A 14,500-nucleotide genomic window follows, 5' to 3' on the forward strand; every position below is an offset into this window, starting at 1 on the left:
TCTTTAGAGAGATTAAACGTCGTACCTCTTCGTTCTCAAACTGTTTTAGTCACGCAAAACCGTCAACAGCCGAATCGTGGCTCCAAGCCTTCGCCGTCTGGCACAATGCTACAAACTAAACACGACCTCGTGTTACGTACTAACATTTATGACGGATGCCGACGTAGGTGGTATCGAATGGGTCCTGTTAACATGCGACTCGTCGAGCAGGCCAGGTCGATCTTCGCTGAGCTGGGTTACACCGTCGAAGGCAACGGCCCCGAGTTCCGCGCCGAACGAGCGTGGAAAGTCGTCCACGTCAATACCGTTCTCGAGGCGGGAGAGCTCCCGACATCGTCCTCGGGACAGTTCCACTGTTTCGTCGCCGAACCCGAGGACGCGGACGACCTCGAGGCGCGACTCGAGGGAGCGAATCCGAACTACGAGTGGGCGATCATGGTCGTCGACGGGGAGGACTATCAGGTCGAACGAGCGCCCCCAGGACCGCGAGTCTCGGCGTAGAACCGTCGAACCGCGAAACCAACTACCCGTCGCTTATTCTTCGAGTGCGCGTCGCGTCGCAGTCACACCGGCACCCGGATCGACGTCCGCGCCCATCGACTCGAGGACGTCGCCCAGCGCCGTCACGACGTAGATCACGTTCTCCGGCCGCGCGGAGTAGCCCATACAGCCGATCCGGAAGATGTCACCCGCGAGGTCTCCCAGCCCGCCGGCAATCTCGAGGTCGTACTGCTCGAGCAGTGCGTCACAGACCTCGCCGTCGTCGATCCCGTCGGGAACGCGGACTGCGTTCAGGCTCGGCAGCCAGTACTCGTCGCGGGCGTTCATCGCGAGTCCCATCGCCTCGACACCAGCTTTCAGCGCGCCGGCCAGTCGCTCGTGGCGCGCCCAGCGGTCTTCGATCCCTTCTTCGGCGACGAGTCGCAGGGCTTCCCGAATCGCGTAGACGTTCGTGATCGGTGCCGTGTGGTGGTACGCGCGTTCGTCGCCCCAGTAGCCCTCGAGCAGGGAGAGGTCGAGGTACCACGAGCGGGGGTCTTCCTCGCGCGAGAGGACCTTCTCCATCGCACCGTCCGAGAGGGTGAGCGGGCTCGCGCCGGGCGGACAGGAGAGACACTTCTGGGGGCCCGAGTACGCCACGTCGATGTCCCACTCGTCGACTCGCAGCTCGACGCCGCCCAGCGAGGTGACGCTGTCGGCGATCACGAGCGCGTCGTGGTCGTGGGCCGCGGCGGTGAGTTTCGGCACCTCGGGCTGGAGCACACCGGTACTCGTCTCCGCGTGGACGAAGCCGAAGACGTCCGGGTCGTATTCGGCCAGCGCATCGGCGACGTCGTCGGGGTCGAGCGGTTCGCCCCACGGCGCATCGACTTCGACGACGTCGCCGCCCGCTCGCCGGGCCATCGACGCCATTCGGCCCCCGAAGTAGCCGTTCGTCGGGACGAGCATTGTATCGCCCGGCTCGACGACGTTGCCGATCGCCGCCTCCATCGCGGCGGACCCGGTCCCGGAAACCGGAATCGTCCACTGATTGTCCGTCCGGAACGTGTACCGCAACAGCTCCTGGACCTCGTCCATGATCTCGATGAACGAGGGATCGAGGTGACCGACGAGCGGCGTGCTCATCGCGCGAAGCACGCGCGGATTGACGTCGCTCGGTCCGGGGCCCATCAGGGTCCGATCCGGGGGTGTGAGTTCGCCGACGGATGGCGCGCGAGCCGTCTCGTTCGACGCTTCCTGAGCCATGGGCGTGTGCTCGAGTGCCACTTGCAAAGACCTACCGGCAGCGGCGAATTACAGCCCCGCGATCGACCGACCCGGCGGCCGGTCTTCCGGTTTCGTCCGACCGGATCTCTCCCGATCCGGCCAATATGTACCGAACGATGTCACGTGACACGGCTGCGAGTCGCTTAAGCCGACGCACCACTTAGCCGATACATCGTGTTCATCGGCCACGGACTCCTCGCGTTCGCCGTCGCGGCGCTCGTCGCCGACTGGCGAGGCTGGGAGCCTCGCCGGGCCCTCCTCGTCGGTGCCCTGGCGGGTGCGTTCGCGACGATCCCGGACGTGGACGTCGCGTACGCGCTCGTGGGCCTCCTCGAGTGGCGGGCGGCGGACGGTGCGGTCGGTGCGCCGACGGCCTTCTGGGACGCGAGTCGGGGTGTGCACCGCTCGGTCACCCACTCGCTGGTCGTCGGTGCGGTCGCCGCACCGGCGTTCGGCCTGCTCGCCGCCCGCAGCGGTTCCGATCGCGTCTACTCCGGTCGTGCCCGACTCGCTCACGCCGCCGGGTCGGCCCTCCTCGTCGCTCTCGTCGCGATCGCGCTCGTCTGGGGCGGCCCGATCGCCGCGTTCGTCACGGGACTGTTCGTCGCGAGCGGCGTCCTCGTCGCACGCGCGGTCGCTCGCGTCTCGACGTTCCCGCCGGCGACGGTCGCCATCGCCGCGCTCTGGGGGCTCTGGTCACATCCGTGGGGCGACCTCGTCACCGGCTCGCCGCCGGAGTGGTTCTTCCCCTTCCCCTCCGCAATCCTCGAGTCCCGGCTCGTCCTCAGCGCCGATCCGACGCTGCACCTGCTCGGCGCGTTCGCGATCGAGCTCGCCACTATCTGGTTCGCCCTTGCTGTCATCTGTCGGCTCACCGATCGGTCGATCCTCGGGACCGTCGACCGTCGGGCCGCGGTCGGCGTCGCGTACGGCGTCGCCCCGCTCGCGGCAGCGCCGCCGACTCTCGCGGTGTCCTACCACTTCGTCTTCTCGATCCTCGGTCTCGGCGTCCTCTGTGGCGTCGTTCGGGATACGCCATCGCTGGTGCGCCCCCGAGCGATCGATCGCGGCCTGCCCTCGACCGACGGCGTCCTCGAGGTGGTGTTGACGGCGCTGGCCGCCGTGACCGTCGCGCTCGTCTCCTACGTCACGGTCTACGTCTCCGTCATCGGTCCGGCGTGACCGCCGTCACGTCTCGGCCCCTCGTCGGAACCCGGGACGACTACACATGTTTTAGTGAGAACGGTCAGTAGCAGTCACTGTGTCTCAGACGTCACTCGAGAAACTGATCGGGGACGACCGAACCAACGCGGCGATCGCGTGGCCGCTGGTCGCCGCGATCGGGGCGATCGGCGTCGGCGAACTCGCGACGGGCAGCGGGTTCCTGTGGGCGACCTTCGCGGCAGTACTCGTCGCTCTCGCCTTGCTCCCGCCGATCGCCTTTCGGTCCTCGCTCGTAATGCTCCCCTGGGAAGTCTTGCTTTTGGCGGCCCTGCCCGTCCTCGGGATGGCCCTCGGAGCCGACCGGCTGACCGGCCACTTCGCGGCGTACCTCTCGGTCGCGGCGATCGCGCTCGTCGTCGTCGTCGAACTCCAGTCGTTCACGTCGGTGCGGATGACGCCGACCTTCGCCATCGTTCTCGTCGTCGTCGCGACGATGGCGGCGGCGGGACTGTGGGCCCTTCTCAGATGGAGCGCGGACCAGCTCCTCGGTATCCCGTTTCTCCTGGATCACGACGCGGTGATGTGGGAGTTCGTGTATTCGGCCGGCGCGGGCCTCGGTGCCGGCGTGGTCTTCGAACTGTACTTCAGACGGTACGTCCGTCCCGAACGACGCCTTCCGGCGGACGTCCGACCGGTCGCGGGGGGTGACGATGGGTAACCTCGCGAGTCGATTGCCGTCCCAGCACCGCCAGCGCCAGCTCACCTACCTCATGGAAATCGGGCTGATCGGGATGCTGTTCGTCGGCATCGAACGCGGCAACGGCGGGATCGTCGTCAATACCGCCGTGGCGCTGGCCGTCACTCAGCTCCCGCCGCTGCTCGAGCGCGACTACGAAATTCCGATGGACCCGCGTCTCACGCTGTGGATCACCACCGCGGTCTTCCTCCACGCCTTCGGCACCGTCGGACTGCCGGGAGCCACCCGAACGCTCTACAGTCAGGTCTGGTGGTGGGACCACATGACCCACGCGCTGTCGGCCTCGCTCGTCGCGGGCGCGGGATACGCGACCGTCCGCGCGTTCGACGAACACGCCGAGGGCGTCCACCTGCCGCGGAAGTTCGTCGCCGTGTTCATCCTCCTGTTCGTCATGGCCTTCGGCGTCCTCTGGGAGATCCTCGAGTTCGCCATCGCGCTCGCGGCGGAAGCCATGGGAACCAGAGCCGTGCTCACTCAGTACGGCCTCGGCGACACGATGCTCGACTTCGTGTTCAACTCCATCGGGGCCATCATCGTCGCGCTGTGGGGCGGTGCCTACCTCACGGACGTCTCCGGGGCGATCCGCGACCGCTTCGAGAATCGGGCGGACTGACCGTCGCGTCGGCGCCGCAGACGGCTCGACTCGCCTCGAACGGACGCCGTGTTTTACATCGGTACGGGCCGTAGGTACTCGGGCTATGGTATTCAAAAAAATCACGCTCATCGGCACCAGCCCCGAGAGCTTCGACGCCGCAGCCGACGACGCCATCGACCGCGCGGAAGCGACCCTCCAGAACGTCCACTGGATCGAAGTCGACGAACTGGGCGTCGAAATCGCCAGCGCCGACGACCGCGAGTACCAGGCCGAGGTCACCGTCGCCTTCGAACTCGAGGACTAACGGTCGGCGCGGCGAGCCGGTTGCAGTCGAGACACGCTCTTTTTCGACCGCATCGCTCCCGCGAGTTACGACTGCTGATCGGAAACTCGACGCAGAAAGAGCGGTGACGGCGATCTGACGCGTGCGACCTCGAGTCGCACGTGACTCGGTCGGGACGGTGGGGCCTGGCCTCGAATTACGTCCGGAACGACTCGCCACACCCGCACTCGCTGACGACGTTCGGGTTGTCCACGTGGAACCCTTCGGCCTGCAGGCCGTCCTCGTAGTCGAGGACGCTCCCCTCGATGTACTTCAGGCTCGCCGGGTCGACGAACACGCGGAGGTCGTGGTGCTCGTAGATCGTGTCGTCCTCGTCCGGCGCGTCGTCGAAACGCATCCCGTAGGAGAGGCCCGCACAACCGCCCTGCTGGACGAACAGCCGGAGGCCGGCTTCCGTCACGTCGAGGTCCTCGCCCTCGAGCAGGGACAGGGCCTGCTCGGCAGCGTCTTCGGTCACTTCGATCTTCGGCCGCGTGTCCGCGTCCCCGCCGTCCATACTTTCCGTGCTCATACCACTCCATTCCGGCGCGACGATGTTAACTGTGGCGCCCTTCACCGACGAACGAGCTAGCTGAATCCGGTTACGCGCCGTCTCGTCCGAGTGCGCACCTACTCGCCGTAGCGACTCGGTCGCCGTCGGAGCGACCGGTAGTACGTTCCGAACTGCCGTTCGTCGTTCCGCGAGAGCTCGATGTCGTGTCTGGCCAGGAGTTCGAGCATCCGCTCGAGCTCGCAGTCGTACCACATCGAGAGGAGCCGCACGTTCCGCTGTGCGTAGTCGTAGTTGCGCTCGAGGACGCGCCCGTCCATCGGGTTCACACGCGGTTCCATCTCACCGGCTACTCCACCCTCCAACTACGTAAAACCAGTTTGCGACGTGAAAACCTGAAACCGCCTTCGGCTCCGATCTGCCGGCGACTACTGTCCGTCCTCGTCGTCTGCGAGCCGAGTTCGGACGCTCTCGGCGTGGGCCTCGAGCCCTTCGGCCTCCGCGAGCGTAGTGATCGTCTCGCCCAGCTCGGCGAGTCCGTCCCTCGAGAGTCGCTGCACCGTCGTCGATCGAAGGAACGTCTCGACGGAGAGGCCGCCGGCGACGCGAGCGCCGCCGTTCGTCGGCAGTATGTGATTGGTACCGCTGGCGTAGTCGCCGGCCGCGACAGGAGTGTTCGGCCCGAGGAAGACGCTACCCGCGCTGTCGATGCGCGCGAGGAGCGAGTCGTCGTCCTCGGCGATGATCGAGAGGTGCTCGGGGGCGTACGCCTCGGTGAAGAGGATCGCCTCGCTAATCGATCGGGCGCGGAGGACGCCGCTCGCGTCGTTCTCCAGCGCCGCTCTGATCACGTCTTCGCGCTCGCGGTCGCCGGCCTGTTCGTCGACGGCTGCAGCCACCGCATCGGCGGTCGGCTCGTCGTCGGTGACGGCCACGACCGAGGCGTTGGGATCGTGCTCGGCCTGTGCGACCAGCTCCGCGGCGACGATCTCGGGATCGGCGGTCTCGTCGGCGACGACGACGACCTCGCTCGGCCCCGCGAGAAAGTCGATCTCGACGTCGCCCCGAACGATCGCTTTGGCCGCCGTCACCCACTTGTTTCCGGGCCCGACGATCTTCTGGACGCGCGTGATCGTCTCCGTCCCGTAGGCCAGCCCGGCGATCGCCTGCGCGCCGCCGACGCTGAAGACCGCGTCCGCGCCCGCGGCGTGAATCGCCGCCAGGGTCACCGGGTTCAACTCGTCGGCCGGCGGCGTGACCACCGAGACGTGGTCGACGCCCGCGACGACCGCCGGCACGACCCCCATGATCGCGCTCGAGGGATACGCCGCCGAGCCGCCGGGGACGTAGACGCCGACGCGCTCGAGCGGTCGGAAGCGCCGACCGAGCTCGCGGCCGGTGTCGAACTCCCGCTGCCAGTCTTCGGGTAGTTGAGCCTCGTGGAACTCGCGAACGTTCGCCGCGGCGGTCTCGATCGCGTCCCGAGTCTCGTCGTCGATTTCGTCGTACGCGCGCTCGCACTCGTCGGTGATCTCGAGGTTTCCGACCTCGACGCCGTCGAAGTCGCTCGTGAACTCCCGGACGGCGACGTCACCCTCCTTGCGAACCCGCTCGACGATCTCCCGGACGTCTCCCCTGACCGACTCGATACCGGCGTCGCGCTCGAAGAAGGCCGCGCGGTCGTCCGGTCCGAGGTCCGCGACCGCAGCCACATCCATTGTCATGCGGATCGGTTCGGGCGGCGGGCGAAAAACGGTTTCCTTCCGCTCACGCGTCGGGGTTCTCGACCTCCCAGAGCCCGACGGCGTCGAGGGTCGCCCGCACGAAGAGGTAGACGAGGAGGGCGAAGCCGACGACCGCGATCGGTGCCTGGAGCAGTTCGGCGGTGTCCGGGCCGAGGACGAGACGACTGGTCCCGCGCACGAAGAAGCTCAGGATCACGAGCCCGAACGCGATCATCGCGAGTTTGACGAATCCCGATCGGTCCATGTCCCCTCCTACGCCCGCGATCGCTAAATCGTATCGGTTACGCTCCGGCCAGCGCCGCCCGCCCCGTCACCGCACGTCCGCGCTGGCGGCGCGTCCGATCGCGTAGACGGCCACCGAGCCGAAACACACTGCGAGCACCAGCAGGACGACCAGTGCCGGAACGAGCGTGTTCCACATGCCGCCGAAGCGAGTGACCTCGACGACCGTCATGGTGTCCTCGCCGAGCATCACCGCGCGCGCTGCGTCGACGCCGTAGGTGATCGGATTGAACGTCGCGACCGTCTGTATCCACCCCGGCAGCGCCGGGAGCGGGAGGAAGGCGCTCGAGACGAACAGCAGGGGGAGCTGGAGCAGGTTCGCCCCGATGATCGTCGACTCCTCGTCGCGAGTCACCACTGCCAGAACGTTCGAGAACGCGGTGAACCAGACCGAGAACAGCACGCAGATGCCGACGATTCCGACTGCACCGACGATTCCGGTCGCGACCTCGGCCCCGAGCAAGACGCCCAACCCGAGCACGATCACCACCTGTGCCATGATGCGGACGACCTCCGCCAGCGTCTTGCCCAGGAAGACGGCGCTGCGATTCATCGGACTCACGAGCGTCTTTTCGAACATGCCGTTCTCGATGTCGTTGACCAGCCCGATGCCCGACGTCGCGGCTGCGACGAGCGCCACCTGGATCACGATCGCCGGGACGAGGTACGTCTCGTAGGAAATTCCCTCGAGCGCACTCGTCGCGACGCCGCCGAACACCTGAGTGAACAACACGAGGAAGATGATCGGCTGGACGAGCGACACGACGAGCACGAAGGGGTTCCGAACCGACTTGATCGTCCACCGGACGAACGTCACCCACATGTCGCTCGCGAAACTTCCCCCGTGACGGTCGACGCTCGGGGCGCTCATCGGTCTCCCCCGTTTCCGGTAGTTTCGCCCTCGCCGCCGGATTCCGCCTCGCTCGAGCCGCGGCCACCATCACCAACCGTCCCGGACGGAACAGCGCTCGTCGGAGTCGACTCGATCTCGCTTGCCCGCTCGCCACCGGCCCCCTCGTCGGTCACCGCGAGGAACACGTCGTCGAGCGTCGGTGCCCGGACGTCGAACCCCACGACGTCGATTCCGGCGTCGCGAAGGGCGACCAGCAGGTCCGTCCCGCGCGTCCGCGCGTCGCGCGCGGTCACCGTGAGTCCGTTCGCGTTCGGTTCGATCGTCGCACCGTCCGCGAACACGCCTTCTTCGCGTGCGATCGAGACTGCTCGGTCGCTTTCGTCGCCGTCGGCCAGTGCGACGGTGAGAACTTCGCCCCCGACGCGACGCTTCAGCGTCTCGGGCGTCCCGTCCGCGACGACCGCCCCGTTCTGAATGACCGCCAACCGGTCGCACAGCTGGTCGGCCTCTTCTAAGTACTGGGTCGTCAGGAAGACCGTCGTTCCCTCGTCGTTGATCCGGCGGAAGTACGCCCAGAGGCGGTTTCGCGCCGCCGGATCGAGCCCGGTCGTCGGCTCGTCGAGGAACACCAGCGGCGGCCGGTGAACCAGCGCGGTCGCCGCGTCGAGGCGCTTTTTCATCCCGCCGGAGAAGTCGTCGGCGACCTTGTTCGCGACGTCCGTCAGCTCGACGAGCTCGAGCAATTCGTCGATCCGGTCGCCCCGCTCGGCCCGCGGAACTCCGTATGCGTCGCACGCGAACCGGAGGTTCTCTCGCGCCGTCAGCTCCGGATCGACGCTCGTCTCCTGTGCCATGTAGCCGACCGTCGCCCGCACGCTCCGCGGCTCCGCGACGGCGTCGAAGCCGTTCACCGTCACTGAGCCGGCGGTCGGTCGCAGCAACGTCACGAGCGTCTTGATCATCGTCGTCTTGCCCGCCCCGTTCGGCCCCAGGAAGCCGAAGAATTCACCCCGCTCCACGAGGAGGTCGACGTCACGGACGGCCTCGGTTCCGTCCGCGTACGTCACCGCCACGTCGCGAGCCTCGATAGCGTAGTCGGTCACAGTCGTGGTAGGGCGAGGACGGGGAAATACCTGTGAGTTCGAAGGCACGTTGTAACTTCGACACTCGAACTATCGCGGAATCGAGGCTGCCACCCCGACCAACCGCAACTACTCCTCGACCGGCTCGAGATCGTATTCGATGGCCCACGCGTGGAGGTGGCCGAACGCCGGAAACACCCCGCGACACTTTTCGGTCGGCTCGTACTCGACCCGCGGCGGAACCTCGTCGTACGACTCGCGCCGGAGAAACCCCACCGCGACCAGTTCTTTGAGTCGCTCCGAGAGCGTGTTGGCCGGGACCTCGAGTCGCTCCTCCAGCTCCGAGAAGCGAAGCGGCTCGTCCGCGAAGGCGAACGCCGACAGGATCGCCATCGCGTGGGCCTTTCCGAAGAGATTCAGCAGCTGTGCGACCGTCCGTTCGACGCGCTCGCGTTCCTCGAGCTCGAGCCGATCACGGAGGGACCGCGCCTCGCCCGGCGTCCGTCCGGCGTCGATTCCCGCGGTTTGCTCGGCTTCGCTCGATGCCGTCTCGCGGTTTCGGCAGGCGGTGGCGTTCGATCGCGTGCCGTCGCTCGCGTCGTCGTCCATATCGCCGCTAGCACGGCGACGGACTAATACTTCGGTCTTCGAACTATCGCTCGAATCCCGTATCGACGCCCGTTACTTCGAGACTTCGAAGTCAGAAGCTTAAGACTCAGCAGACCGACGTATCGTCCGTGAAACTCACTGTTTTCGGCGCGACCGGCCGAACCGGCCGCCCGCTCTGTCGGCAGGCGCTCGAACGCGGTCACGAGGTCGTCGTCCACGTTCGGTCGCCCGAGAAGGTGCCGTTCGCGGACGACGTGGCCGTCGTCGAGGGCGACGCTTACACCGGTTCGGGCGTCCCCGAGGCCGTCGCGGACGCCGACGCGGTCGTTTCCGTCCTCGGCCAGACGGACGGGTCGCCGGACGACCTGCTCACCGTTGCCGGGGATCACATCCTCGCGGCCGCGGCGGACGCCGGCGTCGACCGCTTCGTCACCCTCGTCGGGGCCGGCGTCCGCGAAGAGGGCGAATCCATCTCACTCGGCGGGCGCGTGATGGGGGCGCTACTGAAACTCCTCGCCCGATCGACCCTCGAGGACGCCGCGATTCACGTCGAACGCGTCAGACGGACGGACCTCGCGTGGACCGTCGTCCGAGCGCCGCGGCTCGGGGAGGGCGATCCGGCGGGCGACTACCGCGCCGGTGACATCGCGCTCGGCTTCGAGGCCATCGACCGAGCCGACGTCGCGCGGTTCATACTGGACTGTCTCGAGGAGGACCGATACGTCCGCGAGATGCCGAAAGTCGGGCCGGTATGAGCGCACGGCCGTCTATCGTTCGTCGCGGCGCGCTGGCCGTCGGCGGTTCCGTCGTCGCGAACCTGCTCGTTCCGGGCGGTGCGCTCGTCGTCCTGGGGGCTGGTGGTTTCGACCCGTTCGGTATCGGCCCGGTCGCGCTCTCCTCGGGAATCGGGGCTCTCAGTGCGACGGGCGTCTACGCCGTACTGGCACGACTGCGGGAGCGTCCTGACCGCCCGTTCGTCGCTCTCGCGACGGTCGTCCTGCTGTTATCGTTCGCGACGCTCGTCGAAGCGGCGGCGCTCGTGGGGGAGCCGCGGTGACACACGTCCTCGTCACGGGGGCGACCGGTACCGTCGGCCACCACGTCGTCGACGGACTCCGCGCCGCGCCGGATGCTTCCGTCACCGCTGCGAGCCGCGATCCCGTCCGGGCTCGCGATCGGCTAGACTGTGCGACCGTCCGCTTCGACTTCACCGACCCGACGACCTACCGCGACGCGTACGCCGACGTCGACGCGATGTTCCTCGTTCGCCCGCCCGCACTGTCCCGCGTTCGTCGAGACGTCGTCCCCGCACTGGCAGCCGCCGTCGGTGCCGGCGTCGAACGCGTCGTTTTCCTCTCGGTCATCGGTGCCGACAGGAACCCGATCGTTCCCCACGCCCGCATCGAGTCCTGGCTCGAGGACGCCGGACTCGAGACGACGTTTCTCCGCGCGTCCTTCTTCATGCAGAACCTGTCGACCACCCACCGCGAGGAAATTCGCGACGGTCGATTGGCCGTGCCCGCCGGAACCGGGAAAACGAGTTTCGTGGACGCACGCGACGTCGCCGCCGTCGCCGTCCGAACGCTCCGGACCGGAACCGCCGGTGCGTACGACCTCACGGGGCCCGAGGCGCTCGATTACGACGCGGTGTGCCGACAGCTCTCGGCGGTACTCGACCGCGACGTCGAGTACACCGACCCGTCGCTCCCTCGGTTTCTGGTCTCGCGGTACCGGCTCGAGGGCGACCTCTCGAAAGTCGCCGTGATGGCCGCGATCTACACGACAGCCCGGTTCGGGCTGGCCGACCGGGTGACGGACGACGTTCGCACCGTCCTCGACCGACCGCCGATCGACTTCCGGACGTTTGCCCGCGATAATCGGTCGGTCTGGACGTAGACGCTCGGACGGGCCTCCCCCGTACGTGGTCCGTATCGTGATGGGCCCCGCTTTCGCAGCGTTACTACCGGATCGTGAGCTGATTGCGGCCTGGAAAACGGTCCCCCTCCCGTCTTCTGCAAGCGCTGCATAACTATTCTATGGCCACCACACCACGCACCCATGTGGCCGTGGGAACACGCGATCGTCGGCTATGTCGTCTATTCACTGCTCAGCCACGTCGTCTTCCGGGCGTCCCCCGGCGGACTCGACGCGTTTGCGGTCGTCTTCGCGTCGGTCCTCCCGGATCTGATCGACAAACCGCTCGCCTGGGAGTTCGGCGTCTTCGACGCCGGCTACGCGCTCGGCCACTCGCTGTTTTTCCTCGTCCCGCTCTCGATCGCCGTCGGCGCGATCACGCACGTCGCCGGCCGTCCACGAACGGGCGTCGCCTTCGGAATCGGGTCCCTCTTGCACCCGGCGGGCGATCTCCTGTACACCTATCTCAGCGAGGGTGTGGTTTATCTCGAAATCGTACTCTGGCCGGTCGCGACCCTTCCGTCGAGCTCTCCCAGCCAGGGGTTCCTCGAGTCGTTCGCGATGCTGTTCGGTCGATATCTCCGGGAGCTACTCGCCGGTGACGTCTCCACGTACGTCCGAATCCAGTTCGGGCTCGCCGCGTTCGCGTTCCTTCTCTGGCTCTACGACGGCGTGCCCGTTCTCCGCGAGTTCCTGTCGGGATGTCAGCGGTTCGTACCCGTCCGAACGGGGTCAGAACGGGACGGATGACCCCGTCTCGGCGCTATCGATTCGACCGCCCTCGTCCGCGCCCTCTCACCCGCAGTAGCAGTTCCCGTCCGGACAGTACGCCATCTCTCGCTCTCCGATGTCGACGCCGAGCGCCGAGAGCGAGCCGAGGAACCGCTGGCTCGCGTCGGTATCGGGACGGACGCTTCCGGCGACCGCACCCGTCGGCGATTCTCCCGCATCGATCGTCGCAGCGACCTCTCGATTTGCGTGATCGATCACCGCGACCTGATTCGCCGTCTGTACCGGGACGTAGAGCTTCTCGCGGCGCGGTCCCCACGCGCCCGAGATCGACCGCCCGCCCACGTCGAGCTCGCCGTCGACCGCTCCCGCCTCGAGATCGATCACCGTCACGCTCTCCGCGTCGGGCGTAAAGAGGTACGCCACCTCGCTATCGGGCCCGATCTCGCTCGTGATCGGAGCCGCGGGCAACCCGTCGTCTCGCGTGATCCGCTCGCGCTCGACCGGCTCCGTCGGATCCGACACGTCCCAGATACTCTCCGATCCCTCGCGCGGTACCGACGGGTTCGAACCGAGCTCTCCCTCTCCGTTTTCGACGATCAGGAGCTCCCCGTCGAACGAGGCCGTCGCCATGAACGGAAGTACCTTCCCGTCGCCGGTGGTCTCACCGACGTCGACTCGCGTAACGATCTCGAACGGGTCGATCGAGACGACTGCCAGCGTCTCGTTCGCGATCTCCGGGACGAACGCGTACTCGCCGTTCGGCTCGAGGGTCGCGTCGCAGGGACCCGTGTACTCGGTCTCGACCTCGCCGGTGACGGTTGCGAACTCGTCGCTCTCCCTGTTCGCACCGATTCGACTGATAGTATGCGTTTCGGGATCGTCCGGATCCGGATCGAGCGTCGTCGTCCCGCCCGACGCGACCACCAGGTGCTCCTCGTCCGGCGTCAGGTTCGGATAGTTCGCCCCGTAGCCCGTCTCGACGCTGCCGATCTCGTCCAGCGTGTGCTGGTCGAACGCGCGAACGCCCCCGCTGACGTTGAGCCAGCACACGTCGTACGGCGACTCGGCGCTCGTCCCGTACTGGTTTGCCGGAAACGACGCCGTCGTATCGATGAACGGACTCTCGAGGAGCTCGTCCGTCTCGGCGTCGATGACGCTGACCGTCCGATCGCCGTTGTTGAACACGTACACCGTCGGGGCGCGCTCGGCGCTTTCCTCCGAGAGACAGCCCGACACGGTCACTGTCGCGCCGACGGTCGCGGACGACTGGAGGAGTCGCCGCCGATCGATACCCCCAACGAACGGATCGGTCGGCTCCGTCTTCGACGTCGATTCACAGCAATCTCGGTCGTCCGTTCGCCCGTCCATAATGACACCTCCCGTTCGGGGGCTAAAGGAACTGTGCCCTACGGCAGAGAATTCAGATCGAGAGCCATCTGCGTACCGTGCGTTGGGTGTGTGGCTGCTCAGGCCGACACTGTGTGAGTACGTCTCCCTCGTGAATGCCCAACGCAGGCCAATGAAGGACCGAGACGACGGCCTTATGTGTTCACCGGCGTTCGAACGTAATGCGAACGACGTGGCGCTCGCCGCCACGTTCCCTCCGGCCGCGACCCGGCACGGAGGTAGGCATCATATCCGCTCTCGTCGAGGAAACGGGTCGGTCCGTTTTCCTCCCTCGAGGGCACTCGGATCAGCGTGATCGACGCCGAATCGACGGCATCGCGGTACGGTTCCCTTATATAATTGGGATCGTATTATCACACGAGTGAACCTCCGCGCCGGATGCGATTTCCGGCACGGATCTGATCCGATGCCCTTATATGTACGAGGGCAGTTGGATATGAACGCGAAAGACGATGTGATCGACGGGACGTTCAACTCGTCCCGTCATCTCGGATAGGTCGAACCCGAAGGGGTTTTGTACCCCTGACGGTGTAGGACTATATCCGCAAGAGATGAGGATTCCACCCCTGCGGTCCGCCGTACAGATGGGATCTGATGTTAGCCTTGGTAGTTCGGTGACGCCCGATCGGTCGACGATCATCGCGTCATCGAACGTGGACCATTATGTGTGAGTGTGTACGAACATTCACCGCCAACAGACCCTCCCCTCACGGGGAGTATGATATAGCATTCCGGTTGATCCTGCCGGAGGTCATTGCTA

Annotated in this window: 18 protein-coding genes and 1 pseudogene; 10 read left to right on the forward strand and 9 right to left on the reverse strand. The window is 66.6% G+C overall.

All coding sequences use genetic code 11. The features are described 5' to 3' along the window. Both NDI89_RS23670 and NDI89_RS23675 read left to right on the forward strand, forming a co-directional pair. A pseudogene (locus NDI89_RS23670) lies at positions 1 to 119 on the forward strand (IS6 family transposase); the annotation flags it as partial. A gap of 73 nt (positions 120 to 192) precedes the next feature. Beyond that, on the forward strand, positions 193 to 501 hold the full coding sequence (locus NDI89_RS23675) for a DUF7116 family protein (protein WP_226007865.1): 309 nt from the start codon (positions 193 to 195) through the stop codon (positions 499 to 501). Between the two features lie 33 nt (positions 502 to 534). Here NDI89_RS23675 and NDI89_RS23680 read toward each other — a convergent pair whose 3' ends face one another. Next, the gene (locus tag NDI89_RS23680; protein WP_277525371.1) at positions 535 to 1,746 is read right to left on the reverse strand and encodes a pyridoxal-phosphate-dependent aminotransferase family protein; all 1,212 of its coding nucleotides are present in this window, start codon (positions 1,744 to 1,746) and stop codon (positions 535 to 537) included. A 195-nt stretch (positions 1,747 to 1,941) separates the two neighbouring features. On the opposite strand from NDI89_RS23680, the gene NDI89_RS23685 reads away from it, so the two are divergent. The 4 genes from NDI89_RS23685 to NDI89_RS23700 all read left to right on the forward strand — a co-directional run bounded on the left by NDI89_RS23685 (position 1,942) and on the right by NDI89_RS23700 (position 4,587). Beyond that, positions 1,942 to 2,949 (forward strand): metal-dependent hydrolase, encoded by a 1,008-nt coding sequence (locus NDI89_RS23685; RefSeq protein ID WP_277525373.1) that lies wholly within the window; start codon positions 1,942 to 1,944, stop codon positions 2,947 to 2,949. Positions 2,950 to 3,028: 79 nt separating this feature from the next. Continuing rightward, positions 3,029 to 3,649 (forward strand): hypothetical protein, encoded by a 621-nt coding sequence (locus tag NDI89_RS23690; RefSeq protein ID WP_277525375.1) that lies wholly within the window; start codon positions 3,029 to 3,031, stop codon positions 3,647 to 3,649. Next, positions 3,642 to 4,301, forward strand: a complete 660-nt coding sequence (locus tag NDI89_RS23695) for a DUF2238 domain-containing protein (RefSeq protein ID WP_277525377.1) — start codon at positions 3,642 to 3,644, stop codon at positions 4,299 to 4,301. Before NDI89_RS23690 ends, NDI89_RS23695 begins: the two co-directional genes overlap by 8 nt. 85 nt (positions 4,302 to 4,386) lie before the next feature. Further along, positions 4,387 to 4,587, forward strand: a complete 201-nt coding sequence (locus NDI89_RS23700; RefSeq protein ID WP_277525379.1) for a dodecin — start codon at positions 4,387 to 4,389, stop codon at positions 4,585 to 4,587. Positions 4,588 to 4,762: 175 nt separating this feature from the next. Here NDI89_RS23700 and NDI89_RS23705 read toward each other — a convergent pair whose 3' ends face one another. The 7 genes from NDI89_RS23705 to NDI89_RS23735 all read right to left on the reverse strand — a co-directional run bounded on the left by NDI89_RS23705 (position 4,763) and on the right by NDI89_RS23735 (position 9,687). Further along, positions 4,763 to 5,137, reverse strand: coding sequence for a HesB/IscA family protein (locus NDI89_RS23705; RefSeq protein ID WP_277525380.1), 375 nt, complete (start codon positions 5,135 to 5,137; stop codon positions 4,763 to 4,765). Between the two features lie 98 nt (positions 5,138 to 5,235). Further along, the gene (locus NDI89_RS23710; RefSeq protein WP_277525382.1) at positions 5,236 to 5,457 is read right to left on the reverse strand and encodes a hypothetical protein; all 222 of its coding nucleotides are present in this window, start codon (positions 5,455 to 5,457) and stop codon (positions 5,236 to 5,238) included. An 87-nt stretch (positions 5,458 to 5,544) separates the two neighbouring features. Beyond that, positions 5,545 to 6,840 (reverse strand): histidinol dehydrogenase, encoded by a 1,296-nt coding sequence (gene hisD / locus NDI89_RS23715; protein WP_277525384.1) that lies wholly within the window; start codon positions 6,838 to 6,840, stop codon positions 5,545 to 5,547. A gap of 43 nt (positions 6,841 to 6,883) precedes the next feature. After that, complete coding sequence (locus tag NDI89_RS23720; RefSeq protein ID WP_277525387.1) at positions 6,884 to 7,105, reverse strand: hypothetical protein; 222 nt, start codon at positions 7,103 to 7,105, stop codon at positions 6,884 to 6,886. Positions 7,106 to 7,171: 66 nt separating this feature from the next. Continuing rightward, positions 7,172 to 8,014: an ABC transporter permease gene (locus NDI89_RS23725; protein WP_277525389.1), complete on the reverse strand. Its 843-nt coding sequence runs from the start codon at positions 8,012 to 8,014 to the stop codon at positions 7,172 to 7,174. Beyond that, on the reverse strand, positions 8,011 to 9,099 hold the full coding sequence (locus tag NDI89_RS23730) for an ABC transporter ATP-binding protein (RefSeq protein WP_277525391.1): 1,089 nt from the start codon (positions 9,097 to 9,099) through the stop codon (positions 8,011 to 8,013). The genes NDI89_RS23725 and NDI89_RS23730 overlap by 4 nt, the downstream gene beginning before the upstream one ends. A gap of 108 nt (positions 9,100 to 9,207) precedes the next feature. Then, on the reverse strand, positions 9,208 to 9,687 hold the full coding sequence (locus NDI89_RS23735) for a winged helix-turn-helix transcriptional regulator (RefSeq protein ID WP_277525394.1): 480 nt from the start codon (positions 9,685 to 9,687) through the stop codon (positions 9,208 to 9,210). Between the two features lie 128 nt (positions 9,688 to 9,815). Between NDI89_RS23735 and NDI89_RS23740 the strand changes: the two genes are divergently transcribed. From NDI89_RS23740 to NDI89_RS23755, 4 genes are all read left to right on the forward strand, one after another. Next, positions 9,816 to 10,442 carry an NAD(P)-dependent oxidoreductase gene (locus tag NDI89_RS23740; protein ID WP_277525396.1) on the forward strand — a complete coding sequence of 209 codons (627 nt, stop codon included), beginning with the start codon at positions 9,816 to 9,818 and terminating at the stop codon, positions 10,440 to 10,442. After that, on the forward strand, positions 10,439 to 10,744 hold the full coding sequence (locus tag NDI89_RS23745; RefSeq protein ID WP_277525397.1) for a DUF6069 family protein: 306 nt from the start codon (positions 10,439 to 10,441) through the stop codon (positions 10,742 to 10,744). The genes NDI89_RS23740 and NDI89_RS23745 overlap by 4 nt, the downstream gene beginning before the upstream one ends. After that, positions 10,741 to 11,583, forward strand: a complete 843-nt coding sequence (locus NDI89_RS23750; RefSeq protein ID WP_277525399.1) for an NmrA family NAD(P)-binding protein — start codon at positions 10,741 to 10,743, stop codon at positions 11,581 to 11,583. Before NDI89_RS23745 ends, NDI89_RS23750 begins: the two co-directional genes overlap by 4 nt. 162 nt (positions 11,584 to 11,745) lie before the next feature. After that, a complete protein-coding gene (locus tag NDI89_RS23755) occupies positions 11,746 to 12,351 on the forward strand; it encodes a metal-dependent hydrolase (RefSeq protein WP_277525401.1) in 606 nt (201 codons plus the stop codon). A 45-nt stretch (positions 12,352 to 12,396) separates the two neighbouring features. Here NDI89_RS23755 and NDI89_RS23760 read toward each other — a convergent pair whose 3' ends face one another. Then, positions 12,397 to 13,701 carry a YncE family protein gene (locus NDI89_RS23760; protein ID WP_277525403.1) on the reverse strand — a complete coding sequence of 435 codons (1,305 nt, stop codon included), beginning with the start codon at positions 13,699 to 13,701 and terminating at the stop codon, positions 12,397 to 12,399. Positions 13,702 to 14,500 lie beyond the last annotated feature (799 nt).

The sequence above is a fragment of the Natrinema salsiterrestre genome (assembly GCF_029502005.1).
Classification (GTDB): Archaea; Halobacteriota; Halobacteria; order Halobacteriales; family Natrialbaceae; genus Natrinema; species Natrinema salsiterrestre.